The organism is Nonomuraea purpurea, assembly GCF_042650645.1.
GTDB lineage: Bacteria > Actinomycetota > Actinomycetes > Streptosporangiales > Streptosporangiaceae > Nonomuraea > Nonomuraea purpurea.
The window spans coordinates 128,593-150,881 of record NZ_JBHSBI010000003.1 but is presented as its reverse complement, the minus strand read 5'-3'; the positions used below and the strand labels follow the sequence as shown (position 1 = coordinate 150,881).

Below are 22,289 nucleotides of genomic sequence, written 5' to 3'. Positions count from 1 at the left end.
CCAAATTTCAGCACAAGTCGGCACGGTGGCGCTGCGCTGTCGCCCAATGTCGCCGAGTTCGAGGGGCGGCCCACCCGATTCGCCGCCTCAGGGCCCCCGGGCGACGGGGCCGATGATCGGCCGGAGATCGGTCACGCATCCCTTTCTACGCACGCCCTCAAGATCAGTCAACTATCGCGTTGACAGCGAATTCTTCCGCGTGGCACGCTGTTCGCCAGTTCCCCCTGTTCCTGAAGGTCTGCTCATATGGGCGGAAATTGCGGGATGGAGTGCGTGTGACGATGATGGACACCTTGTCCGTCGCGACCGGGCAGAAGGTGGCGGCGGAGTGGCTCGGCGACTTCGCCTCGGCTCTTGAGGCCCGCGACGCGGAGGCTGTGCGCAAGCTCTTCCTGCCGGACGGTCACTGGCGCGACATCCTGGCCCTCACCTGGGACCTGAGAACCTTCTCCGGGCCCGACAGGATCGCCGCCGGCCTGCTGGAGGCGGCCAGGACACCGCTGAACCTCGCGCTGGAGGACGGCGGCCCCCAGATCTACGAGCGCAGGAACTGGGGCAGGACCATAGAGACGTTCGTCACGTTCGAGACCGACTACGCCTGGTGCCGGGCGCATCTGCGCCTGCTCTCCGACGGCGAGCGGTGGCGGGCCTGGACGTTGTGCACCTCGATGGAGCAGCTCAAGGGCTTCGAGGAGCGGGCGGGCCACCACCGGCCCACCGAGGTGGGTCAGGGCGCCGAGTCCGAGCCGCGCGACCCCCGCGTGCTCGTCATCGGCGCCGGGCAGGCCGGACTCACGGTCGCCGCCCGCCTGGGCCGCCTCAACGTGGACACGCTGGTGATCGAACGGGAGGCGCGGGTCGGCGACAACTGGCGCAACCGGTACCAGTCGCTGGTGCTGCACAACCAGGTGTGGGCCAACCACCTGCCCTACCTGCCGTTCCCCTCCTCCTGGCCGGTGTACATCACCAAGGACCAGCTCGCCGACTGGCTCGAGACGTACGCCTCGATCCTCCCCCTGAACGTCTGGACCTCGGCGGAGGTCCTCGACGCCGCCTACGACGAACGGCAGGGCCTGTGGACGGTGCGCGTCCGGCGGGAGGACGGCACGGTCCGCACGCTGCGCCCGCGCCACCTGGTGCAGGCGACCGGGGTGTTCGGCGTCCCGGACCGGCCGGAGATCCGCGGGGCGGAGGACTTCCGCGGCGTGCTGACCCACGCGACCGAGTACCGGGGGGCCGCGGAGCATGAGAAGGGCCTGCGGGTCCTGGTGGTCGGGTCCGGCAGCAGCGCCCACGACGTCGCGCAGGACCTCTGTGAGGCCGGCGCGCACGTCACCATGCTCCAGCGCTCGTCCACCTGCGTGGTGAGCGTCGATCCCGGCGCGGCGCGCGCGTACTCCATCTACGCCGAGGACGGCATCCCGCTGCGGGACGCCGACCTGATCAACAACGCCTTCCCCTTCCCGCTGCTGGCCGAACTGCACAAGGAGATGACCAGGCGCATCGCGGACATGGACGCCGCCCTGCTCGACGGCCTGCGCCGGGCGGGCTTCGCCCTGGACTTCGGGGAGGACGGCAGCGGCTTCCTGATGAAGTACCACCGCCACGGCGGCGGCTACTACATCAACGTCGGCTGCTCGGACCTGATCGCCGCGGGCAGGGTGCGGGTGAAGCAGGGCGTCGAGATCGAGCGCCTGACCGCGGACTCGGCCGTCTTCACCGACGGCGACCGCCTCGAGGTGGACATGGTGGTCGTCGCCACGGGTTATCAGAACATGTCCGAGTCCATCCGGATGTTGCTGGGCGACGAGGTCGCCGACCGCGTCGGCCCGGTGTGGGGGCTCGACGCGGAGGGCGAGGTGCGGGCGATGTGGCGGCGCACCGGGCAGCCGGGCTTCTGGCTCGCGGGCGGGAGCCTTCAGCAGTGCCGCCCCTACTCCAAGTACCTGGCCCTGCAGATCAAGGGCGAGGAGGAGCGGCTCATCGGCTAGGAGCGGGGGAGCCCCAGGACCCGCTCGGCCACGATGTTGCGCTGGATCTCGGCCGTCCCGCCGCCGATGGTGTCGGACGGTGAGAAGAGGAAGGCCCGCTGCAGCACGCTGGCCGGGTAGTCCTCCCGGCCGTGGCGCATCCCGTAGCCGGGCACCCATTCCGCGGCGGCGGCCTGGCCGGTCAGGATCTGGCCGTCGGGGCCGAGGATGTCCATGGCCAGGTCCATCGTCTCCCGATGGGTCTCCGACCACCAGATCTTGGCCAGTGGCCCGAGCGCCGCCGCGTCCTTGGTGCCCCTGAGGGTGTCGGAGAGTGTGCGCAGCCCGTTGAACCGCATGATCTGGATCTTCGACCACTGCCGGGCCAGCCGCTGCCGTACGAGCGGGTCGCCGGACGTCCCGGTCGAGCGCGCCAGCTCGATGATCTGGGCCAGTTCCTTCTCGAAGCGGCGGTGACCGGTGGTCGCCGAGGTGCCGCGCTCGAAGCCGAGCGTGGTCATCGCGACCTTCCAGCCGTTGTTCACCCCGCCGACCACCCATTCCCTCCGGGTGCGGGCGCCGGTGAAGAAGACCTCGCAGAAGTCGCCCGCGCCGTCGAGCTGCTCGATGGGCCGCACCTCGACGCCGTTCTGGCGCATGGGGACGAGCAGGTAGGAGATGCCGCGGTGCTTGGGCGCGTCCGGGTCGGTGCGGGCGAGCAGGAAGACGTAGTCGGCGTCCTGGGCGCGCGTCGTCCAGATCTTGTGGCCGTCGATCACCCACTCGTCGCCGTCCGCCACGGCCCTGGTGCGCAGCGAGGCCAGGTCGGAGCCCGCCTCCGGCTCGGAGAACCCCTGGCACCAGGTGATCTCGCCGCGCAGGATCTTCGGGATGAAGAACTCCTTCTGCTCCTCGGTGCCCCAGCGCAGGATGGTCGGCCCCACGAGTGTGTCGCCGAACCAGTCGGCCCGCATCGGCGCCCCTGCCCGCGCGAACTCCTCGGCCAGCGCCACGCTCTCCAGTGTGGTCAGCCCTCGCCCGCCGTACTCGACCGGCCAGGAGGCGCAGATCCATCCGGCCTCGTAGAGCCGGGCGTTCCACTCCTCCCGCTCCAGGCCGGGCGTCCAGTTGTCGCGCAGCCAGGCGCGCACCTCGTCACGGAATCTCTCGGGAAGCTCCATGGCCGTCAACATAACCGTTGACGAGATCGGCGGGCAAGGCAAGGATGTCAACATGAGCGTTGAGACCGGAATGGGATTCGACCGCGAACAGGAGGAGCTGCGCCTGGCCGTGCGTTCCTTCCTGGACAAGCGCTCCTCCGAGGAGGAGGTGCGCCGCCTCATGGCCACCGCCGACGGCTTCGACCTGCGGGTGTGGACGGACATGGCCACCCAGCTCGAACTGCACGGCCTGGCCATCCCCGAGAAGTGGGGCGGCGCCGGTGCCACACGGGTGGAGCAGGGCATCGTCCTGGAGGAGATGGGCCGCGCGCTGCTGTGCGGCCCCTACTTCTCCACCGTCGTGCTGGCCGCCGACCTCCTGCTGTGCTCGGGCGACGAGGTGGCCGCCGCCCGGCACCTGCCCAGGATCGCCTCGGGGGACCTGGTCGCCACCGCGGCCGTCGCCGAGGGGCGGCAGGGCTGGGACCTCGACGCGGTGCGGGCCAGAGCCGAACGCGGGCCGGACGGCTGGCGGCTGACCGGGATGAAGACGTACGTGACCGACGGGGCGCTGGCCGAGCTCATCCTGGTGGTGTGCGACACCGCCGAGGGCCTGGGCCTGTTCGCCGTGGACGGCGCGGCGGACGGGCTCACGCGGACCCCGCTGCCCACGATGGACCAGACCCGCAAGCAGGCCAGGCTGGAGTTCACCGGCGTCGCGGCGACACCCGTCGGGGCCGTGGGGCGGATGCGCGACAGGATCGAGCACGCGCTGCTGCTGGCCTGCGCCGCTCTGGCGACCGAGCAGGCGGGCGGCGCCCGCAGGCTGGTCGAGGCGAGTACCGAGTACGCCAAGTCCCGCGTGCAGTTCGGCCGTCCCATCGGGGCCTTCCAGGCGGTCAAGCACCGGCTCGCCGACATGCTGATGGAGTCGGAGGCCGCCAGGTCGGCCGCCTACTACGCGATGTTCGCCGGCGACGAGGAGATCGTCTGGGCCGCGCCACTGGCCAAGGCGTACTGCTCGGACGCGTACGTGAAGGTCGCGCAGGGGGCGATCCAGGTGTTCGGCGGCATCGGGCTCACCTGGGAGCACTTCGCCCACCTGTACCTCAAACGCGCCCACTCCTCGGCAGTGCTCTTCGGAGGCGCGGCCGAGCACCGCGAACGACTGGCCGCGCACCTCGGCCTGTAACCAGCCGACCACACCCCACCGCGCCCGCGGTCAGCCGAGTGCGCCGCGCTCGCGCAGGTCGCGGAGTTCCTGCGCGTCCACGTCGAGCCAGTCGGTCAGCACCTCGTCGGCGTGCCGGCCGGGCGCCGCGGGCGGGCGGGCCACCGCGCCGGGCGTGCGGCTGAAGCGGGGTGCGGGCGCGGGCTGCGTCACGCCTTCGACCTCGATGAACGTTCCACGCTCGCGGTGATGAGGGTGGGAGGGGGCCTGCGACATCGACAACACGGGCGCGAAGCAGAGGTCGGGATGCGGTTCGAGCAGCGCGCTCCATTGCGCGCGCGTCCTGGTGCGGAAGACCGCCGCGAGCGTGCGCTTCGACTCGGGCCAGCTTCGCCGGTCGCCGCGCCGGGGCAGGGAGTCCGGATCCAGGCCGATGGCCGTGACCAGTTTCCGGTAGAAGCCGGGCTCGATGGCGCCCACCGAGACGTACTCGCCGTCCGCGCACTCGTACACCTCGTAGAAGTGCGAGCCGGTGTCGAAGACGTTGGCGCCCCGCTCCTCGGTCACGATCCCCTGGGCGGCGAAGCCGTACATCATCGACATGAGCGACGCGACACCGTCGATCATCGCCACGTCGATCTCCTGTCCCCGTCCTGACCCCCTGGCCTCGAACAGCGCGCACGCCACGCCGTAGGCCAGCAGCATGCCCCCGCCCATGTCGCCCACCAGGTTCAGCGGCGGCACCGGCGGCTCGCCGGCCCGGCCGATGTGCGCGAGCGCGCCGCCGAGCGCGATGTAGTTGATGTCGTGGCCGGCGTTCGCGGCCAGCGGGCCGCTCTGCCCGAAGCCGGTCATCCGCGCGTACACCAGCCGGGGGTTGCGCTTCGCGCACGCCTGCGGGCCCAGCCCGAGCCGTTCGGCCACCCCGGGCCGGTACGGGTCGACCAGCACGTCGGCCCGCTCCGCCAGCCGGAGCACCACCTCGGCCCCTTCGGGTGACTTCATGTCCACGCCGATGGAGCGCCTGCCCCGGGAGACGACGTCGCGGGCGGCCTGCTCGGGCGGCATCCTCGCGTCGTGCCGGTCCACCCGCACGACGTCCGCCCCCAGGTCCGCCAGCAGCATGCAGCCGTACGGGGCGGGGCCCATTCCGGCGAGTTCGAGCACCTTCACACCGAGCAGCGGCCCCTGTGAGCCCATCGCAGCCTCCAGCCGAGATCCAATCAACGAACATGTTGACAGCGGGCACTCCTTGCGTCAACGATGTTTCAACACGCATGTTGACCGCGGTGAGGAGGTGGTCCCCGTGCTGGAGATCGCGGACGTCACGGTCCGCTTCGGCGGCGTGCTGGCCCTCGACCGGCTCAGCTTCTCCGCGCAGGAAGGCCGCGTCTGCGCGCTCATCGGCCCCAACGGAGCGGGCAAGACGACCCTGTTCAACGTCGTCAGCCGGGTCTGCGCGCCGGAGTCCGGCCGGGTCGTCTTCGCCGGGCAGGACCTCCTGCGCAGGCGCCGGCATCGGATCCTGGGCCTGGGCGCGGCGCGCACGTTCCAGAACCTCGCGCTGTGGCCGTCGATGTCGGTGCGGGAGAACGTCATGACCGGCGCGCACATCCACGCCTCGGCCGGGCTGCTCCGATCGGGACTGCGGCTGCGGACGCGGGGGGAGGAGCAGCGGCTCGCCCGCGAGGCCGACGAGCTCCTGGCCTCGCTCGACCTGGCCGAGCACGCCGACCACCCCGCGACCGGCCTGCCCTTCGGGACGCTGAAACGGGTCGAGTTGGCCCGCGCTCTCATGGGTCGTCCCCGGCTGCTCCTGCTCGACGAGCCCGCCGGGGGCCTGACCCACCCGGAGGTGGACGAACTGGTGCTCCTCCTGCGCGGGATCGTCGCCGAGCACGCGCTCACCGTGCTGCTCGTCGAGCACCACATGGGAATGATCATGCGACTGTCCGACCAGGTCGTCGTGCTCGACTCCGGCAGGAAGATCGCCGACGGCCCGCCGGACGAGGTCCGCAACGACGAGCGCGTCGTCGCCGCCTACCTGGGAGCGCAGGCATGAGCACGCTGCTGGAACTGCGCGACGTCCACGCCCGGTACGGCTCGCTGCGCGCCCTGCACGGCATCGACCTGCAGGTCGCGGAAGGGGAGACCGTCGCGCTGCTGGGAGCCAACGGCGCCGGCAAGACCACGACCCTGCGCTGCGTGTCGGGCCTGGTCACCACGACGGGCGAGATCGCCTACGACGGCCGGCGGCTCAGCGGCCACACGCCGGAGGAGGTGGCGCGGCTGGGCGTCGCCCACGTCCCGCAGGGGCGCGGCACGTTCACCGGCCTGAACGTCGAGGACAACCTGCGCGTCGGTGCGATCACCCGGTCGGGGAGGGGAGTGGGCGCGGAGATCGCACGGTGGTACGAGACCTTCCCCCGGCTGGGGGAGCGGCGCCGCCAGCTCGCCGGCAGCCTGTCAGGAGGCGAGCAGCAGATGCTGGCCATCGCCCGGGCCCTCATGATGCGGCCCAAGCTGCTCCTCCTGGACGAGCCCTCGCTGGGCTTGGCTCCGCTGGTCGTGGCCGACCTGTTCGCCGCGCTGGTGGAGATCAGGCGCTCGACGGGCACGGCCGTCCTCGTCGTGGAGCAGAACGCCAGGCTGGCGCTGGGGTTCGCCGACCGCGCCTACGTCGTGGAGGCCGGGCACATCGTGCTGAGCGGCGAGGCCGACCGGCTCGCCGGCGAGGACCGGATCAGAGAGGCGTACCTGGGTGGATAGCGGGGACACATGGATCTGCTGATCGCACGGATCTTCGACGGAATCGCGACCGGGTCGCTCTACGCGACGATCGCGCTCGCGCTCGTCGTGATCTACAAGTCGACCGCCCTGATCAACTTCGCCCAGGGCGAGATGGCCATGATCGGGGCCTTCCTGGTCTACCTGCTCTCGGTGGAGCACGGCTGGAACGTCTACCTGAGCCTGCTGGTCGTGATGGCGCTGAGCGCGCTCGGCGGCGTCGCCGTCCACCGGCTGGTGGTGAGCCGGTTCGACCCGCGCGAGCACCTGCCGCTGGTGCTGGCCACGCTCGGGTTGCTGCTGACGTTGAACGCCCTGGCCGGCATCGTGTGGGGGCACCACTCGCGGCGCCTGCCGCAGATCTTCCCCTCGGGCAACCTGCTCACCTACGGCTCGGCCTCGCTGCGCTGGTACACCGTGGGCGTGCTGGCGGTCTCGCTGATCGTGCTGACCGCGCTCAGCCTGTTCCTGCGGCACAGCAGGATCGGGCTGTCGTTCCGGGCCGTCGCGACCACGCTCGACTCCGCCCGCCTGGTGGGCATCCAGGTCAACCGGGTGATCGCCCTGGCCTGGGCGCTGGCCGCGGCGATGGGCACGCTGGCCGCCACCCTCTACGTCTCCGATCCGCTGCGCCACCTCGATCCGAACATCATGGACCGGGTCCTCATCTTCGCGGCCGCCGCCGCCGTGCTCGGAGGTCTCGACAGCCTTTGGGGCTCGCTGGCGGGCGGGCTGCTGCTCGGGCTCACGGAGAGCCTCGTGGCCGGATACGTCCCCTGGATCCCGCCGGAGCTCGGCGTGTGCGTGGCACTGGGCACGCTGCTGCTCGCCCTGCTGTGGAGACCGTCCGGGCTGTTCGGCAGCCGCGTCACGGTACGGGTGTGAGAGCCATGAGATTCCCGGTCAAGGCGCTGATCGCGGCGGTGTTCCTGGTCGTCGTCCCGTTCGTGGCGGTCAAGACGCCCGCCCTGCTCATCCTGGGCAACCGCTTCACCTTCGGCATCCAGAACCTGACCTACGCCGTGGTCCTGTCGGTGGCGGTGCTGAGCCTGGTGCTGCTCGTGGGCTTCGGCGGGCAGCTCTCGCTGAGCTCCGGCTTCTTCATGGGGGTCGGCGCCTACCAGGCGATGGTGGCGATGACCTGGCTGGACTGGCCCGCCCTGGTGGCGGGGGCGAGCGTGGTCCCGACGACGTTCCTGCTGGGCGTCCTGCTGGGGCTGCCCGCGCTGCGCATCCGCGGCGCGTACCTGGCCCTGGTCACGGTCACGCTGGCGGCCGTCCTTCCCTCACTGGTACGGCTGCCGCTGCTCGAAGGACACACCGGAGGGTCCAACGGCCTGCCGCTGGAAGGCAGGGCGGAGCCGCCCGCCTGGCTGCCGATAGCCTCCATGCCCGAGGTCCTCGGCCGCATCCCGCTCCTCGGGCCGCAGTTCATCGGGACCCGCCCGCTGCCGCCGGGCGAGGCCGCCGCGGTCTGGCTCTACTTCGTGCTGCTGGCCTGCGCGGCGCTCGTCTTCTGGTTCGTCCGCGGGATGCTGCGCGGCCGGTCAGGACGGGCGATCCGCGCCGTGCGCGACCACGAGATCGGCGCCGCGAGCTGCGGCGTGGACGTGGCGGGGACCAAGGTCGCGCTGTTCGGCTGGAGCGCCGCGCTGGCAGGAGTGTCGGGCGCCATGTACGCGGTGCTGTTCCGCATCGTCGCCCCCGACACCTTCGGCATCACGCTGACGATCTACCTGCTCTTCGGCATGATCGCCGGCGGCTACCGGCGGCTGGGCGGGGCCGTGGCCGGCGGCGTCGTGGTCGCCTTCCTGCCCGCGCTCGCCGCCCAGGTCACCTCGCTGCCCGGCGTACCGGCCGAGTGGCTGCGCGGCCCCACCGGTGCGCTCGTCCTCGGGCTGCTGCTCGTCGTGATCCCCCTGGCGCTTCCCGACGGCGTGGTCTCCCTGTACTCGCGCCGGGTGCGGGCCCGTCGTCGCGCCACGAGTCCCCCTCCACCTCCTCCTCCCGTCCCTGAGACGGTCGTCGTATCGGCTCGCAAGGAGCAGCCATGAGAAGACTCATCGCCGTGTTCGCCGTGATCACCTTGGCGGCGTGCAGCACGAACGTCGATGCCGGAGGCGGCGACGGCGGGTCCCGGGGGAAGATCGAGGTGGCGAAGGGAACCACCGTGGACCTGGACACGTGCCCGTCGGGGTGGAGCGACACCGGCGGCATCACCGACAAGGAGATCCGCATCGGCATCAGCCTGCCCAAGTCCGGCTCGATGGCGTCGGTCGGCGCCATGGCCGACGGGGAGCAGGCGTACTTCGACCACGTCAACGACAGCGACCCCATCGACGGCAAGAAGCTCGTGCTGGTCCAGCGGGACGACGCCTACAATCCGGCCAGGACGCGCACCAACGTGCAGGAGATGCTGGCCGGCGACAACCTCTTCGCCTTCAACTACGTGGTGGGCACCGCCCACAACCTCGGGGTCCAGCCGCTGATCGAGGAATCCTGCACGCCGCACCTCATGGCGGGCACCGGCGACCCGCGCATCAACGACCCGGCGCGCCACCCGTGGACGATCGGCGGCATGTTCAGCCAGCGCTCCGAGGCGCTGATCTGGTGCGACTACATCAAGAACACGATCGGCGCCGGCAAGAGCGTGGCCGCCCTCTACATGGACAACGACTTCGGCTCCAACTACGCCAAGGGCGTCGGCGCCTGCGCCGAGCGCGGCGAGGTCAAGCTCGCCGCGTCGGTCAAGCACGCGCCCGACGCGCCCGGCATCACCAACCAGCTCACCACGCTGGCCGCGAGCAAGGCCGACGTCGTCCTGCTCGGCACCACCGGCGCCTTCTGCCCGCAGGCCCTGGCCGGCATCGCGGCCTCCTCGTGGAAGCCCGTCGTCATCATGTCGCTCACCTGCGCCCAGATCGCGCTGACCTTCCAACCCACCGACCCCGACGGCTCCGGCACCCGGGTCGTGCTCGACCGCAAGGACGGCGACGACGACACCTTCAAGGACGACCGGCCGTTCCAGGACGTCGTCAAGATCCTCCAGGAGGCGGGCCTGGACGTCAGCGGCCGGCCGCTCGACGGGGTCCTGCTGGGCATGTACGTCGAGCGGACACTGCGCAAGGCGCTGACCATGCCCGGCGGCCTCACCAGGGTCAACGTGCTGAAGGCCATGTGGAACTCCGACGTCGCGGTCCCGGTCTCCCTGGACGGCATCAGGTTCCGCACCAGCGGGGTCGACGACGCCTTCCTGATGGAGTCGGCGCGCATCGCCACGTACGTGCCGCCGAAGGACGGCGCCAAGGCGGGACACTTCACCTTCAGCGGCGATCTGCTGAGCATAGAGGGCCAGAGCGGTCGTCAGTGACCCCCTGTCAAGGAGAGTGATCAGCATCCACGCGCCATCGGATCCACCGCGTTTCGGCACCGTCATCACCGCGACGGACGCGTCCGTTCCCTCGGCGGCGGGGCGGCTCGAGGCGCAGGGCTGGGACGTCATCGCCACCGGCGAGCACGTCAGCTTCAACCTGCCGATCGCCAACGCGTTCGTGACCCTGTCCGCCGCGGCGGCCGTGACCAGCAGGGTCGAGCTCATGAGCAGCGTGGCCCTGCTGCCGCTCTACCCCGCCGCGCTCGCGGCCAAGATGGGCGCCGCGCTGGACAACGTCAGCGGCGGGCGGTTCGTCTTCGGCGTCGGGATCGGCGGTGAGAACCCCAGGGAGTTCGAGGCGTGCGGGGTGCCCGTGAGCCAGCGCGGCGCCCGCGCGGACGAGGCGCTGGAGGTGATCCGGCGCCTGTGGGAGGGCGGGCCGGTGACTTACGAGGGGCGCTTCGCCCGCCTGGAGGACGTCAGGATCGCGCCCGCGCCCGTGCGCCGGCCGCCCATCTGGGTCGCCGGGCGCAAGGAGCCGGCCATGCGCAGGGCGGCCCGGCACGGCGACGGCTGGATGCCGTACATGTACACGCCCGAGATGCTGGCCGACTCCATCGGCAAGGTCGCGGCGATGCGCGAGCGGCCGGAGCCGGTGGAGGCCGGCGTCTTCCTGTGGTCGTGCGTCCACGAGGACGGCGCCGTCGCGCTGGAGCACGCCAAGCGGAGCCTGGCCAAGACCTACCGGCAGGACTTCACCTCCATGGCCGGCAAGTACCTGGCCGTGGGCACACCGGAGCGGGTCGCGGCCAGGGCGCGCGAGTACGTCGAGGCGGGGGCCGGGCTGGTGGTCTTCGGCGCGGCGTGCCCGCTCGACTACGCCGACCGGCACGTCGACCTGCTCGCCGAGCAGGTCCTGCCCCTGGTGCGGGCGCATGGCTGAGCCGCTGGAGGGCCTGGTCGTCCTCGACCACAGCGCGATGATCTCCGGCCCGTACTGCACGCGGCTGCTGGCCGACCTGGGCGCCGACGTCATCAAGGTCGAGGCGCCGGGCGGCGACCACATGCGCAGGCTGCGGCCGCGCACGCGGGGAGCGAGCCGGTTCTTCGGCCAGCTCAACGCGGGCAAACGCAGCGTGGTGCTGGACCTGCGGCACAAGGCGGGCAGGGATGCGGCGCTGGAGCTGGCCCGCGGCGCCGACGTCGTCATCGACAACTGGCGGCCCGGCGTCGCCGACCGGCTCGGCGTGGGCTACGACGACTGCCGGCGGGTCAACGGCCGGATCGTCCACTGCTCCATCTCCGGGTACGGCCGGGCGGGCCGGCACGCGGACCGGGCGGCCTTCGCCCCCACCATCCACGCCTTCTCGGGGTTCGACCTGGCGAGCATGTCCTACCAGCCTGACCACGACCGGCCGCCGGTCACGGGTGTCTTCGTCGCCGACTTCCTCGGTGGCGCGCTGGCGTTCGGGGCGATCATGACGGCCCTGCACCGCCGCGCCGCCGAGGGCGTCGGCTCCCAGGTGGACGTGTCCATGATGGAGGGCATGCTGTCGATGCTGGTCTACGAGTTGCAGGCGGCGGTGGCCGGGCTCACCGAGCGCAGGATCACCCACCCGCCGGTCCGCACGCTCGACGGCCACCTCTCGCTGACGATCGTGAACGACGCGAACTGGGCCGCGACGGCCGCCGCCATCGGCCGCCCCGAACTGGCCGCCGACGAGCGCTTCCGCGACGTCTCCTCCCGCACCCGCAACTGGGCCGAACTCCAGGCGCACGTAGCGGCGTGGGCGGCCGGGCGCACCACGGCCGAGGCCGAGGCGCGGCTGCTGGCGGCCGGGGCGCCGGCGGCGCGGTATCGCTCGGTGGGCGACATCCTGGCCGACCCGGAACTGCGCGGCGGCTTCCGCGACGTGCTCGACGCCGCCGGCCCGTTCCCCGTCCCGGTGACGCCGTTCCGGCTCGACGAGGTGGCCACCCCGGCCGGCGGCACCCGTGTGCCCGCGCTGGGTGAGCACACGCGCGAGGTGCTGGAGAGCGTCGCCCGCCTGCCGCCGGAGGAGATCGACGCCCTGTTCGAGGCAGGGGCCGCCGTACAGCTCGACGCAAGAGGAGACCAATGACCGGCTGGAACATCGCCGACGTGCTGGAGATCGTCGCCGCCGAGGTGCCGGACGCCCCGGCCGTCATCCAGGGCCCGCGCCGGATCACCTGGGGAGAGCTCGACCGCCGGGCCGCGCGGCTCGGCGCCTGGTGGGTGGCCCGGGGCCTGGGACGGCAGGACAAGGTCGCGCTCTACCTGCGCAACCGGCCCGAGTACATCGAGGCGCTGGTGGCCGCGCTGAAGGCGGCGCTGGTGCCGGTGAACACCAACTACCGCTACGAAGCCGGGGAATTGACGTACCTGTGGGACAACGCGGACGTCTCGGCCGTGGTCTTCCAGGGCGAGTTCACGCCCGTCGTCGAGCGGGTACGTCCCGCCTTCCCGCACGTCAAAGCGTGGCTGTGGGTGGCGGACGGATCGGGGACCTGCCCGGACTGGGCGACGCCGTACGAACAGGCGGCCACGGACGGCGAGGCGTCCCCCGCCCCATGGGATCGCGACGGCGACGACCTGCTCCTGCTGTACACGGGCGGGACCACCGGCCTGCCCAAGGGCGTCATGTGGCGCCAGGACGACGTGTTCGTGCTGCTCGGCAACGCCTCCAGGGGCGGGTACGGCGACGAGCAGGACCTGGCGCACGCCCGCGCCCGGGTGGCCTCGCCCGGCCGCAGGCACCTGCCCGCCGCCCCGCTCATGCACGGCTCCGGGTTGTTCAGCTGTATCCCGATCATGGCTCGCGGCGGCGCGATCGTGCTCCTGGAGGGCCGCTCGTTCGATCCCGCCGAGTTGCTGGACGCCGTCCACCGCGACCAGGTCAACTCGGTCAACTGGGTCGGCGACGCCTTCGCCAAGCCGGTGCTGGCCGCGCTCGACGCCCACCCGGGCCGCTGGGACCTGAGCAGCCTGCGCCACCTCACCTCGGGCGGCGTGATGTTCGGCGAAGAGATCAAGCGCGGCATCCTGCGGCATGCGCCCCACCTGCTCATCGCGGACGTGTTCGGCGCCTCGGAGGCGATCACGGTCGGGCAGTCGATCACCACTGCGGACACCACGCCGCCGACCGGCTCCTTCCGCCCCAGCGCCCACATGCGGGTCATCGCGCCCGACGGCCGCGAGATCGTGCCCGGCTCCGGCGAGCGCGGGCTCATCGCCTTCCGCGGCCGGCAGCCGCTGGGCTACTACAAGGACGAGGCCAAGACCAGGGCGACGTTCCAGGTCATCGACGGGCACCGCTACTCGGTGCCGGGTGACTGGGCGACGGTGGCGCGGGACGGGTCGGTGACGCTGCTCGGCCGCGACTCGGCCTGCATCAACACCGGCGGTGAGAAGGTGTTCGCCGAGGAGGTGGAGGGGGCGGTCAAGGGGCTGCCCGGCGTGGCGGACGCGGTCGTGGTCGGGGTCCCCGACGACAAGTACGGCCAGATGGTCGTCGCCGTCGTGGAGCCGGCTCCTGGCGCGGCCCGCGACGCCGCCGGGATCATCGCGGGGGTGCGCTCCCGGCTGGCCGGTTACAAGGCGCCCAAGCGGGTGTTCTTCGTCGAGAGCATGCGGCGCGCCCCGAGCGGAAAAGCCGACCTGGCCGCGATCAAGCGACTGGCCACCGAACTCGCGCAGGCCGAAGCCGGCTGACCCGCCGGCTGCGGGCCGGTGGGTCAGCCGCCGGCCCGCAGGGGTCAGCCGGTCGTCGCCGCGGACCAGGTACACGTTGACCGCGCGCAGCCCGTCGCCGGGAGCCGCTCAAGAGCCGGTGAAGCGGGGGGCGCGCTTCTCCATGAACGCCCGCGAGCCCTCGCGGGCGTCGGACGAGCGCAGGATGACCTTGACGGCCTCGTCCTCGGCCTGGAACGCCTCGGCCAGCGAGCGCCCCGACGACTCCAGCATCACCTGCTTGAGCGTGCGCATCGCCAGCGGCCCGTTCTGCGCCATGCGCGCGGCGAGCCCGCGGGCGCACTCGAGCACCTCCTCAGCCGGGACGACCCGGTTGACCAGGCCGAAGCCGAGCGCCTGGGCCGCCCCGACCCGGTCGCCGACCAGCAGGATCTCCGCGGCCTGGGCCTGGGCGACCTGGCGGGACAGGCGGGCGATGCCGCCGGCCGCCGGGATGAGGCCGCGCCGGACCTCGACCAGCCCGAATTCGCTGGTGTCGGCGCACACCCGCAGGTCGCAGGCGAGCATCAGTTCCATGCCGCCGCCCACGACCACACCGCGCATGGCCGCGATGACCGGTGTGGTCATCTCCGTGCCGCGCAGCAGCGCCCTGTTGAGTATCAGCGGGTCGTCCAGCAGCGCCTTGTCCCAGTCGTCCTCGGCGGGCCGCGCGCGGGTCAGCAGCGGCGTCAGGCGGCCGAGGTCGGCGCCCGCGCAGAACGCCCGGTCCCCGGCCCCGGTCAGGACGACGACCCGGACCGACGGGTCCTGCCGGATCTGTGTCCACGCCCGGTCCAGGCGGACCAGCATCTCCGGAGTGAGGGCGTTCATCTTCCCCGGCCGGTTCAGCGTGATCTCGGCGACGCCGCCGCCGAGTTCGAACAGGATGGGGCTCTCAGACATCGGGGTACCCGTCCTTGTCGAAGACGACGGTGAAGAAGGCGAAGTCGTCGCCGCGCCGTTCCGGCAGCACCCGCACCCGCTGGCCGATCCTGATCGAGGCCGGGTCGGCGGTTCTGGCGGAGCCGACGATCCTCGGCCCCTCGTCCAGTTCGACCACGACGGTCGCGAACGGCAGTTCGTCGCGCCAGGCGGGCTCGGCCGTGTAGTGCGACAGGGTGTGCGAGTACACCGTGCCGTCGCCGCCGATCTCCTTGAAGCGCCAGTCGGGGGAGAAGCACTCGCAGCAGTAGTAGCGCGGCGGGTGGCTGTGGTGGCCGCATCGGCGGCACTCCTGGACGTGCATCCGGCCGGTTTCGGCGATCTTCTGGAAGAACTTCAGGTTCAGGTCGTCCGGCTTGGGGATGGCCTTGCCGCTCACGCGTCCCCCCTGGCCAGGATCGCGACGCTGCCGTCGCCCAGGTCGCCGTAGCCGGTGACCAGGCCCAGCTCGCAGCCTGCCACCTGGGCGGGCCCGGCGTCGTGGCGGAGTTGCCTGGTGGCCTCGACGAGATGGTTCATGCCCCAGCAGTGCCCCTGTGACATCAGCCCTCCATGGGTGTTGAGCGGGTGGCGTCCGTCGAGCCCGATCGTGCCGCCCTTGACGAAGTCGGCGGCCCCGCCGGGTTCGGCCAGCCCCAGCGCCTCGATCTGCATCAGCACGACGTAGGTGAAGCAGTCGTAGAGCTGCAGGAAGTCCATGTCGGACGCCTGGACGCCGGCCATCGCGAAGGCCCTGGGCGCGGCGGCGTGCAGCCCGAGACGCAGCGCGTCGGGCCGGTTGGTGAGTTCGTCGGCGGGGCTGGCGTGCCCTTCCGCGCCGCCGAGCCAGACGACGGGGCGGTGCCGCAGGTCGCGGGCGCGCTCGACGCTGGTGACCACGATCGCGGCGGCGCAGTCGGTCTCGACGCAGCAGTCGAGTTTGCGCAGCGGTTCGGTGATGTAGGGGGAGGCGAGGTAGTCGTCCATCGTGAGCGGGCGGTCTCGCATCAGCGCCTTGCCGTTGAGCCGGGCGTGGTCGCGGCAGGCCAGCGCGACGGCTCCGGCGGCCTCGGGCGGCACGTCGTACAGCTCCACGTATCGCCGCAGGTAGAGCGCGTACCACCAGGGCGCGGAGCGCAGCCCGTACGGGGCGTAGAAGTTGCGTACCGTCTCGAAGAAGGCGGCGGTGAAGCGGCGCTTGCTGGGGCGCGCGTCGGGGCGCGGGCGCAGCGCCGAGTACCCGTTCCACCCGATCGGGACGAGGATCGTGCGCGCGACGCCCGAGGAGATCGCCATCGCGGCGGTCACCAGCGCGGCGGTCGGGCTCGCGCCGCCCAGTTGCGGCGTCGTGGTGTAGCGCACGTCCTTGATGCCGAGGTGGGCCGCGATCTCGTCCCAGGCCACGAAGCCCGGCGGCGGCAGGATGCCGTCGACGTCCGCCGGGGTCAGCCCCGCGTCGGTGATCGCCGCCATGCTCGCGGCCAGGATCATCTCCAGCACGGACTGGTCCGTGCCGCGGACGTAATCGGTCTCGCCGATGCCCGCTATCGCCATCCGGCCTGACAGTGTCATCGCCTCTCCCTCCGCTGGAAGCATCAACGATAGTGTTGACCAATGTCAACCCATCGTCAACGCAAACGTTGACGGCCTCGTGGGACCGCTGGTATCAATGGCGGCATGGACGGTTTGCCCACGTACGTGGAAGGTGTGGCGCTGGAGATCAGCTTCGGCGACGCGACACGGAACCTGTCCGAGCTGATCTTCGACACGGTCCGTGCCGCGGTTGACGACTCCGGCCGCTCCATGGACGAGATCGACTCGGTCGTGCTGGCGGCCCACGACCTGGTGGACGGCCGGTCGCTGTCCAGCATGGTCACCGCGCCCGCCGCCGGCGCCTACCTGCGCGACGAGATCCGGTACGGAGACGACGGCGCGGCCGCGTTCGCCGCGGCCGTGGTCAGGCTGGAGGCGGGGCACGCGCGCCGCTCCATCGTGGCCGCCTGGGGGCGGGCGAGCGAGCACGACCCGCGCCGGTTCTCGCGCGCGCTGTTCGACCCCGCCATGACGCGGCCCCTGGGCCTGGACGAGTTCGTGCTGTCCGCGATGCGGGCCCAGCTCCTCCTGGCCACGCAGGAGGCCAGGAGGGACAGGGACCGGGCGGCCGAGGCCAGGCGGAAGGCCGCGGCGGCCAACCCCCGGGCGCTGCGCTCGGGCGGGTTCCGCTCCAGCCCGCACCACCCGCTCCGCGATGAGGACCTGCCGCTGTGGGCGGACGTGACGGCGGCCGTCGTGCTGTCCACGGAGCCGTCCCCGGTACGGGTGTCGGGGCTGGGCCAGTCGTCGGAGCCGTACGCGTTCGGCGACAGGGACCCGCGCGCCATCACGAGCCTGCGGCAGGCGGCCGGCCGCGCACTGGAGGAGGCGGGCCTGGACGCCGGCGCGATGGACCTGGCGGAGATCGACGGACTGACGCTGATCGAGGAGGCGATGGGCCTGGAGGCCGCCGGCCTCGCGCCGCCGGGGCAGGGCCTGGCGCACCTGGCCGACGACCCGCGCTGCAACCCGTCAGGAGGCGGGGCGGCCGGATACTGCCCGCCGAGCATGGGCCTGGCCAGGATCGTCGAGGCGGTCACCCGGCTGTCCGGCGGGCGGCGGGCGCTGGCGACCGGCTCCTCGACGGTCGCCGGGCAGACTCAGACCGCGATCGTCCTGGAGGCGGAGTGAGCAGGGAACGCGTCGGCGTCATCGGCGTCGGGCAGACCACCTACCGGCGGCACCACTCCGAGCTGAGCTCGGCCGACCTGATCTGGGAGGCGGCCGAGCGGGCGCTGGCCGACGCGGGCCTCGGCATCGACGCCGTGGACGTGATCGTGACGGGGGTCGCCCCCGACGCGCTCTCCGGCGAGAACTGCGTCGAGAAGACCGCGATCTTCGGCGCGGGCAAGCCGTTCGTGCGGGTCAACACGGGCGGCGTCACGGGCTCGTCCACGGTGTTCTCCGGCGCCTCGTACGTGGCCTCCGGCCGGGCCAGGGTGGCGCTGGTCATCGCGCTGGAGCGGATGGGCCAGGCCACGACCTCGCAACAGGTGTTCAACACGATCTTCGACCCGGTGTACGAGAAGGATTTCCCGCTCACCACGATCACCATGGCGGCGCTGCGCGCGTCGATGCTGATGCGCGTCTACGGCTACACCGAGCGGCACTGGGCCGAGATCGCCGCCCGCAACCACCGCCACGCGCGCGACAACCCCCTGGCCCACCTGCGCCTGGAGCTGACGCCCGAGGACATCCTGGACTCGCAACTGCTGGCCTGGCCGATCCACCGCTACGAGGCGTGCCCCATGTCGGAGGGCGCCTGCGCGCTGGTGCTGGCCGGCGAGGACGTCGTGGGCGGCCGCGAGGTGGCCTGGATCCAGGGCATGGCCTCGACCTCCGACAGCTACGCCATGGGCGACCGGTTCCACCGGCCCGAGGGCTCGCTGGTCGACCTGCTGTCACTGCGCCTTTCCGCCGAGCGCGCCTACGCCGAGGCCGGGATCACCGACCCGCGCGCGCAGATCGACGTGGTCGAGCTGTACTCGCCGTTCTCCAGCGCCGAGGCCATGACCTATCCGGCGCTGGGCTTCTGCCGCCCCGAGGACGGCCCCCGGTTCGTGCGCGAGCAGCAGGAGGACCCGTCCCTGCCGGTGTTCAACCCCTCGGGCGGCCCGCAGACCGCCAACCCGGTGAGCGCCACGGCGATGGTCCGCATCGCCGAATGCGCGCTCCAGGTCCGCGGCGTGGCCGGCGCGCGCCAGGTGCCGGACGCCACCCGGGCCGTCGCGACCGGGCAGGGCGGAGCGACACAGTTTTCCACCGTTTGCGTGCTGGGGAAGGAGCGCCCATGACGGAACTGATCACGATCCCCGGTCATTGGGGATTCGACTACACCTACTTCGCCGGGGAGGCCGCGAGCCGCTTCTTCGCCGAACTGAAGGACAACCGCCGCGTCATGGGCGCCAGGTGCCCCTCATGCCGCCGGGTGCTGGTGCCCGCCAGGGCATTCTGCGACGCCTGCTTCGAGCGTACGGGAGACTGGGTCGAAGTGGGCCCGGAGGGCACACTGGAGACCTTCACCATCATCGCCACCGCCTTTCCCGGGTTGCCGGAACCGCCGATCGTGATGGCCTACGTGACCCTGGACAACGCCGACACCGCGCTGGTCAACCTGGTGCTCGGGCTGGATCTGCGCGACGTGGACGCGGCTGCCGCCCGCCTGCAGCGGCAGCCGAGGGTGCGGGCGCAGTTCGTCGCCGAGCCTCACGGGCGCATCACCGACTTCGCCTTCACGCTGCTGTGAGCGCCCCGGGCAACTGGGGGCGGTGGGGCCCCGACGACGAACGCGGCGCGCTCAACCTGGTCGACGCCGAGGCGACGCGGCGCGGCCTGTCGGCCGTGCGTGCCGGCGAGCCGATCTCGCTCGGCCTGCCGATGCGGACCGGTCAGGGCCCCGTCGCCGGCATCCGCGCGCCGATGCAGCACTTCATGACGCGCGACGGCGGCGACTACGCGGCAGGATTGCCGGAAAAGCCCGGGTACGGGTACGCGGATGACTCGATCATGGTGGCCTGCCACGGCACCACCCACCTCGACGCCCTGTCGCACGTCTGGCGGGACGGCCTCATGTGGAACGGCTACCCGGCCGCGCGGGTGACCAGCAGGGGAGCGGCCCGGTGCGGCATCGAGAAGGCCGGCCCGATCGTGACCCGCGGACTGTTCCTGGACTTCGCCGCCGATGGGGACGGCCTGTCGCCGGGGGAGCCGATCGGCGTCGACCGGCTCGACGCCGCCGCGGAGGCGGCGGGCCTGCGCCCGGCCGCGGGGGACGCGCTGATCGTCCGTACCGGGTGGCTGCGGCAGTGGCGGGAGGGCCGGGCCACGGTGGAGTCCTGGCCGGGTCTTGACGCCGACTGCGCGGACTGGCTGGCCGACCACGACATCTCCGTGGTCGGCGCCGACAACATCGGCGTGGAGGTCGGCCCCTCGACGGTGCGGGGATCGGCGATGCCGCTGCACGTGACGGCGCTGCGCGACCTGGGGATCGCCTTCCTCGAACTGCTCGACCTGGAGGCGCTGGCCGGGCGGGCGGTGAGCGAACTGCTGCTGGTGGTCGCGCCGCTGAACATCGTGGGCGGGGTCGGCAGCCCGTGCGCTCCCGTGGCGGTGATCTGAGCGGATCACCGCTCGACGGCGAGCCCGTTCAGCAGGGACTCGGCGAAGGTGCCGCCGATCTCGGCGGCCGAGGGCATGCCGGGGGCGTTGTCGCGGTACCAGCGGTGCGTCCAGTTGACCATGCCGATGAGGCCGTAGGCGATCACCCGGGCCGGGCCCGTGGGCCGGATCGTGCCGTCGTCGAGCCCCGCCTGGACGATCTGGATCACCGCGTCGTCGTACCGCTTGTTGATCGCCTTCATGTCGCGCTCCCACTTGGAGCGCCCGTCGCCCACCCTGCTCAGGTCTTCCTGAATGTAGACGAACAGGTACGGATAATGTTCGGCATAGGAGGACATGAGCATGGTGATCAACTGCCGGAGCTTGTCCACCGTGCTGCCCTCGCCGTCGCGGATGTCCTCCGCCTGCTTGGCGTTGGCCTCGGCCGCCCCCTGGACGATCTCGTGGAACAGCTCCTCCTTGCTGCCGACGTAGTAGTAGAGCGTCGCCCGGTCGGTGTTCAGGCTCGCCGCGACGTCCGCGAGCGTCGCGCCCCGGAAACCCTTCTCACGAAACACCTTCGCCGCCGCCGCGATGATCTCCGCGCGACGCTCGGCATAGGCGGCGCCGCCTTCGGCGAGCGCGGCAGCGCGCCTGCGACCGATCCCGCTTGCCATGAGTCTCCGTCCTTGTGGCACCGGCGCCGGATCTTGGCGCCGGACGACGACATTATCCATAACCGTACGCACCCCCGTGTTCGATCAACGATAGTGTTGATAAGCTATCAACGCTACCGTTGATAGGCCCGAGGAGCGCCGAATGAAGACGCCGGTCACCGAGATGCTCTCGATCGAGTACCCGATCTTCGCCTTCTCCCACTGTCGCGACGTGGTCGCGGCGGTCACCAACGCGGGCGGCTTCGGCGTGCTCGGAGCGGTCGCGCACACGCCAGAAGAGCTCGAGACCGACCTGACCTGGATCGAGGAGCAGACGCACGGCCGGCCGTACGGCGTCGACCTGCTGATGCCCAAGAAGTACGCGGGAGCGGACAAGGGCGGCGCGCAGCGCACGGAGTTGCGTACGATGATCCCGGACGGGCACCGCGCCTTCCTGGAGGGGCTGCTGGAGCGCTACGACGTGCCGCCGCTGCCGCCCGCCCCGCGCTCCGGCGACGCCCCCAAGCGGGCCGGCCTCCAGGTGGACGGCAAGAGCATGGCGCCGCTCATCGACGTGGCGTTCCGGCACGACATCAGGCTGCTGGCCTCCGCACTGGGCGCACCGCCACCGTGGCTGGTCGAGCAGGCGCACCGCAGGGGCGTCGTCGTGGCGGCGCTGGCCGGACGGGTGAAGCATGCCCTGGCCCAGGTGGAGGCGGGCGTGGACATCGTGATCGCGCAAGGTACCGAGGCGGGCGGTCACACCGGTGAGATCAGCACCATGGTGCTGGTGCCGCAGGTGGTCGACGCGGTCGCACCCGTGCCGGTGCTCGCGGCCGGCGGCATCGCGAACGGCCGGCAGATGGCGGCCTCCCTGGCACTCGGGGCGGCCGGGGTGTGGTGCGGCTCGGTCTGGCTGACCACCCACGAGGCCGAGACCTCCCAGGCGGTCCGCGCCCGGATGCTGGCCGCGAACTCGGAGGACACCACCAGGACGCGTTCCTTCACCGGCAAGCCGTGCCGGGTGCTGCGCAGCGAGTGGACCGACGCGTGGGAGGCGCCCGACGCGCCGGCCCCGCTGCCCATGCCACTGCAGAGCATGCTGTCCGACCGTCCCCGGCGCAGGGTGGAGGCCATCTCGGAGCGGCCGGGCAGCCGGGCCGCGGAGTTGCTGAGCCCGTTCATCGGGCAGGTCGTCGGGCAGATGAACACGGTCCGCCCGGCCCGCAGGGTGGTCCTGGACATGGTCGAGGAACTGGCCGACGCCTGGCAGGGCGTGGACGACGCCCTCTCCGCCGACTGACCTGGCG

At 71.9% G+C, this 22,289-nt stretch carries 21 protein-coding genes; 15 read left to right on the top strand and 6 right to left on the bottom strand.

The genetic code is table 11. The features are described 5' to 3' along the window. Positions 1–281: 281 nt before the first annotated feature. Positions 282–1,991 carry a flavin-containing monooxygenase gene (locus tag ACFOY2_RS07140; RefSeq protein ID WP_379527450.1) on the top strand — a complete coding sequence of 570 codons (1,710 nt, stop codon included), beginning with the start codon at positions 282–284 and terminating at the stop codon, positions 1,989–1,991. Here the strand turns inward: ACFOY2_RS07140 and ACFOY2_RS07135 are convergent. Continuing rightward, positions 1,988–3,151, bottom strand: a complete 1,164-nt coding sequence (locus ACFOY2_RS07135) for an acyl-CoA dehydrogenase family protein (RefSeq protein WP_379527134.1) — start codon at positions 3,149–3,151, stop codon at positions 1,988–1,990. The two genes, ACFOY2_RS07140 and ACFOY2_RS07135, sit on opposite strands and share 4 nt — an antisense overlap. Before the next feature lie 52 nt (positions 3,152–3,203). On the opposite strand from ACFOY2_RS07135, the gene ACFOY2_RS07130 reads away from it, so the two are divergent. Continuing rightward, complete coding sequence (locus tag ACFOY2_RS07130; RefSeq protein ID WP_379527133.1) at positions 3,204–4,322, top strand: acyl-CoA dehydrogenase family protein; 1,119 nt, start codon at positions 3,204–3,206, stop codon at positions 4,320–4,322. A 30-nt stretch (positions 4,323–4,352) separates the two neighbouring features. Here the strand turns inward: ACFOY2_RS07130 and ACFOY2_RS07125 are convergent, their stop codons facing one another. Continuing rightward, positions 4,353–5,501, bottom strand: a complete 1,149-nt coding sequence (locus ACFOY2_RS07125) for a CaiB/BaiF CoA transferase family protein (RefSeq protein ID WP_379527132.1) — start codon at positions 5,499–5,501, stop codon at positions 4,353–4,355. A 106-nt stretch (positions 5,502–5,607) separates the two neighbouring features. On the opposite strand from ACFOY2_RS07125, the gene ACFOY2_RS07120 reads away from it, so the two are divergent. From ACFOY2_RS07120 to ACFOY2_RS07085, 8 genes are read left to right on the top strand one after another with little or no spacing between them, the layout of a single operon-like run. Then, entirely contained in the window at positions 5,608–6,363 is a 756-nt protein-coding gene (locus ACFOY2_RS07120; protein ID WP_379527131.1) for an ABC transporter ATP-binding protein, read from the top strand. Beyond that, the gene (locus ACFOY2_RS07115) at positions 6,360–7,070 is read left to right on the top strand and encodes an ABC transporter ATP-binding protein (RefSeq protein WP_379527130.1); all 711 of its coding nucleotides are present in this window, start codon (positions 6,360–6,362) and stop codon (positions 7,068–7,070) included. The genes ACFOY2_RS07120 and ACFOY2_RS07115 overlap by 4 nt, the downstream gene beginning before the upstream one ends. Before the next feature lie 9 nt (positions 7,071–7,079). Continuing rightward, positions 7,080–7,973, top strand: a complete 894-nt coding sequence (locus ACFOY2_RS07110) for a branched-chain amino acid ABC transporter permease (protein WP_379527129.1) — start codon at positions 7,080–7,082, stop codon at positions 7,971–7,973. 5 nt (positions 7,974–7,978) lie between these two features. After that, positions 7,979–9,142, top strand: a complete 1,164-nt coding sequence (locus ACFOY2_RS07105; protein WP_379527128.1) for a branched-chain amino acid ABC transporter permease — start codon at positions 7,979–7,981, stop codon at positions 9,140–9,142. Next, positions 9,139–10,458 carry an ABC transporter substrate-binding protein gene (locus ACFOY2_RS07100; protein ID WP_379527127.1) on the top strand — a complete coding sequence of 440 codons (1,320 nt, stop codon included), beginning with the start codon at positions 9,139–9,141 and terminating at the stop codon, positions 10,456–10,458. The genes ACFOY2_RS07105 and ACFOY2_RS07100 overlap by 4 nt, the downstream gene beginning before the upstream one ends. A 16-nt stretch (positions 10,459–10,474) precedes the next feature. Next, positions 10,475–11,404 carry an LLM class flavin-dependent oxidoreductase gene (locus ACFOY2_RS07095; RefSeq protein ID WP_379527126.1) on the top strand — a complete coding sequence of 310 codons (930 nt, stop codon included), beginning with the start codon at positions 10,475–10,477 and terminating at the stop codon, positions 11,402–11,404. Beyond that, the gene (locus ACFOY2_RS07090; RefSeq protein ID WP_379527125.1) at positions 11,397–12,584 is read left to right on the top strand and encodes a CaiB/BaiF CoA transferase family protein; all 1,188 of its coding nucleotides are present in this window, start codon (positions 11,397–11,399) and stop codon (positions 12,582–12,584) included. Before ACFOY2_RS07095 ends, ACFOY2_RS07090 begins: the two co-directional genes overlap by 8 nt. Then, positions 12,581–14,194, top strand: coding sequence for an AMP-binding protein (locus ACFOY2_RS07085; RefSeq protein ID WP_379527124.1), 1,614 nt, complete (start codon positions 12,581–12,583; stop codon positions 14,192–14,194). Before ACFOY2_RS07090 ends, ACFOY2_RS07085 begins: the two co-directional genes overlap by 4 nt. A 108-nt stretch (positions 14,195–14,302) precedes the next feature. Here the strand turns inward: ACFOY2_RS07085 and ACFOY2_RS07080 are convergent, their stop codons facing one another. From ACFOY2_RS07080 to ACFOY2_RS07070, 3 genes are read right to left on the bottom strand one after another with little or no spacing between them, the layout of a single operon-like run. After that, the gene (locus ACFOY2_RS07080) at positions 14,303–15,115 is read right to left on the bottom strand and encodes an enoyl-CoA hydratase/isomerase family protein (protein ID WP_379527123.1); all 813 of its coding nucleotides are present in this window, start codon (positions 15,113–15,115) and stop codon (positions 14,303–14,305) included. Beyond that, a complete protein-coding gene (locus ACFOY2_RS07075; protein WP_379527122.1) occupies positions 15,108–15,533 on the bottom strand; it encodes a Zn-ribbon domain-containing OB-fold protein in 426 nt (141 codons plus the stop codon). The genes ACFOY2_RS07080 and ACFOY2_RS07075 overlap by 8 nt, the downstream gene beginning before the upstream one ends. Then, the gene (locus ACFOY2_RS07070) at positions 15,530–16,705 is read right to left on the bottom strand and encodes a thiolase C-terminal domain-containing protein (RefSeq protein WP_379527121.1); all 1,176 of its coding nucleotides are present in this window, start codon (positions 16,703–16,705) and stop codon (positions 15,530–15,532) included. The genes ACFOY2_RS07075 and ACFOY2_RS07070 overlap by 4 nt, the downstream gene beginning before the upstream one ends. A gap of 105 nt (positions 16,706–16,810) precedes the next feature. On the opposite strand from ACFOY2_RS07070, the gene ACFOY2_RS07065 reads away from it, so the two are divergent. The 4 genes from ACFOY2_RS07065 to ACFOY2_RS07050 are packed head-to-tail and all read left to right on the top strand — an operon-like array spanning position 16,811 to position 20,344. Continuing rightward, positions 16,811–17,857: a thiolase C-terminal domain-containing protein gene (locus ACFOY2_RS07065; RefSeq protein WP_379527120.1), complete on the top strand. Its 1,047-nt coding sequence runs from the start codon at positions 16,811–16,813 to the stop codon at positions 17,855–17,857. After that, complete coding sequence (locus ACFOY2_RS07060) at positions 17,854–19,020, top strand: thiolase family protein (protein WP_379527119.1); 1,167 nt, start codon at positions 17,854–17,856, stop codon at positions 19,018–19,020. The genes ACFOY2_RS07065 and ACFOY2_RS07060 overlap by 4 nt, the downstream gene beginning before the upstream one ends. After that, entirely contained in the window at positions 19,017–19,472 is a 456-nt protein-coding gene (locus ACFOY2_RS07055) for a Zn-ribbon domain-containing OB-fold protein (RefSeq protein ID WP_379527118.1), read from the top strand. The genes ACFOY2_RS07060 and ACFOY2_RS07055 overlap by 4 nt, the downstream gene beginning before the upstream one ends. Then, positions 19,469–20,344, top strand: coding sequence for a cyclase family protein (locus ACFOY2_RS07050; protein ID WP_379527117.1), 876 nt, complete (start codon positions 19,469–19,471; stop codon positions 20,342–20,344). Before ACFOY2_RS07055 ends, ACFOY2_RS07050 begins: the two co-directional genes overlap by 4 nt. Before the next feature lie 5 nt (positions 20,345–20,349). On the opposite strand, the gene ACFOY2_RS07045 is transcribed toward ACFOY2_RS07050, so the two are convergent. Beyond that, positions 20,350–21,000, bottom strand: a complete 651-nt coding sequence (locus ACFOY2_RS07045; RefSeq protein ID WP_379527116.1) for a TetR/AcrR family transcriptional regulator — start codon at positions 20,998–21,000, stop codon at positions 20,350–20,352. Positions 21,001–21,142: 142 nt separating this feature from the next. Here ACFOY2_RS07045 and ACFOY2_RS07040 point away from each other — a divergent pair, with 142 nt between their 5' ends. Next, positions 21,143–22,282, top strand: coding sequence for a nitronate monooxygenase (locus ACFOY2_RS07040; protein ID WP_379527115.1), 1,140 nt, complete (start codon positions 21,143–21,145; stop codon positions 22,280–22,282). The last annotated feature ends 7 nt before the right edge of the window (positions 22,283–22,289 follow it).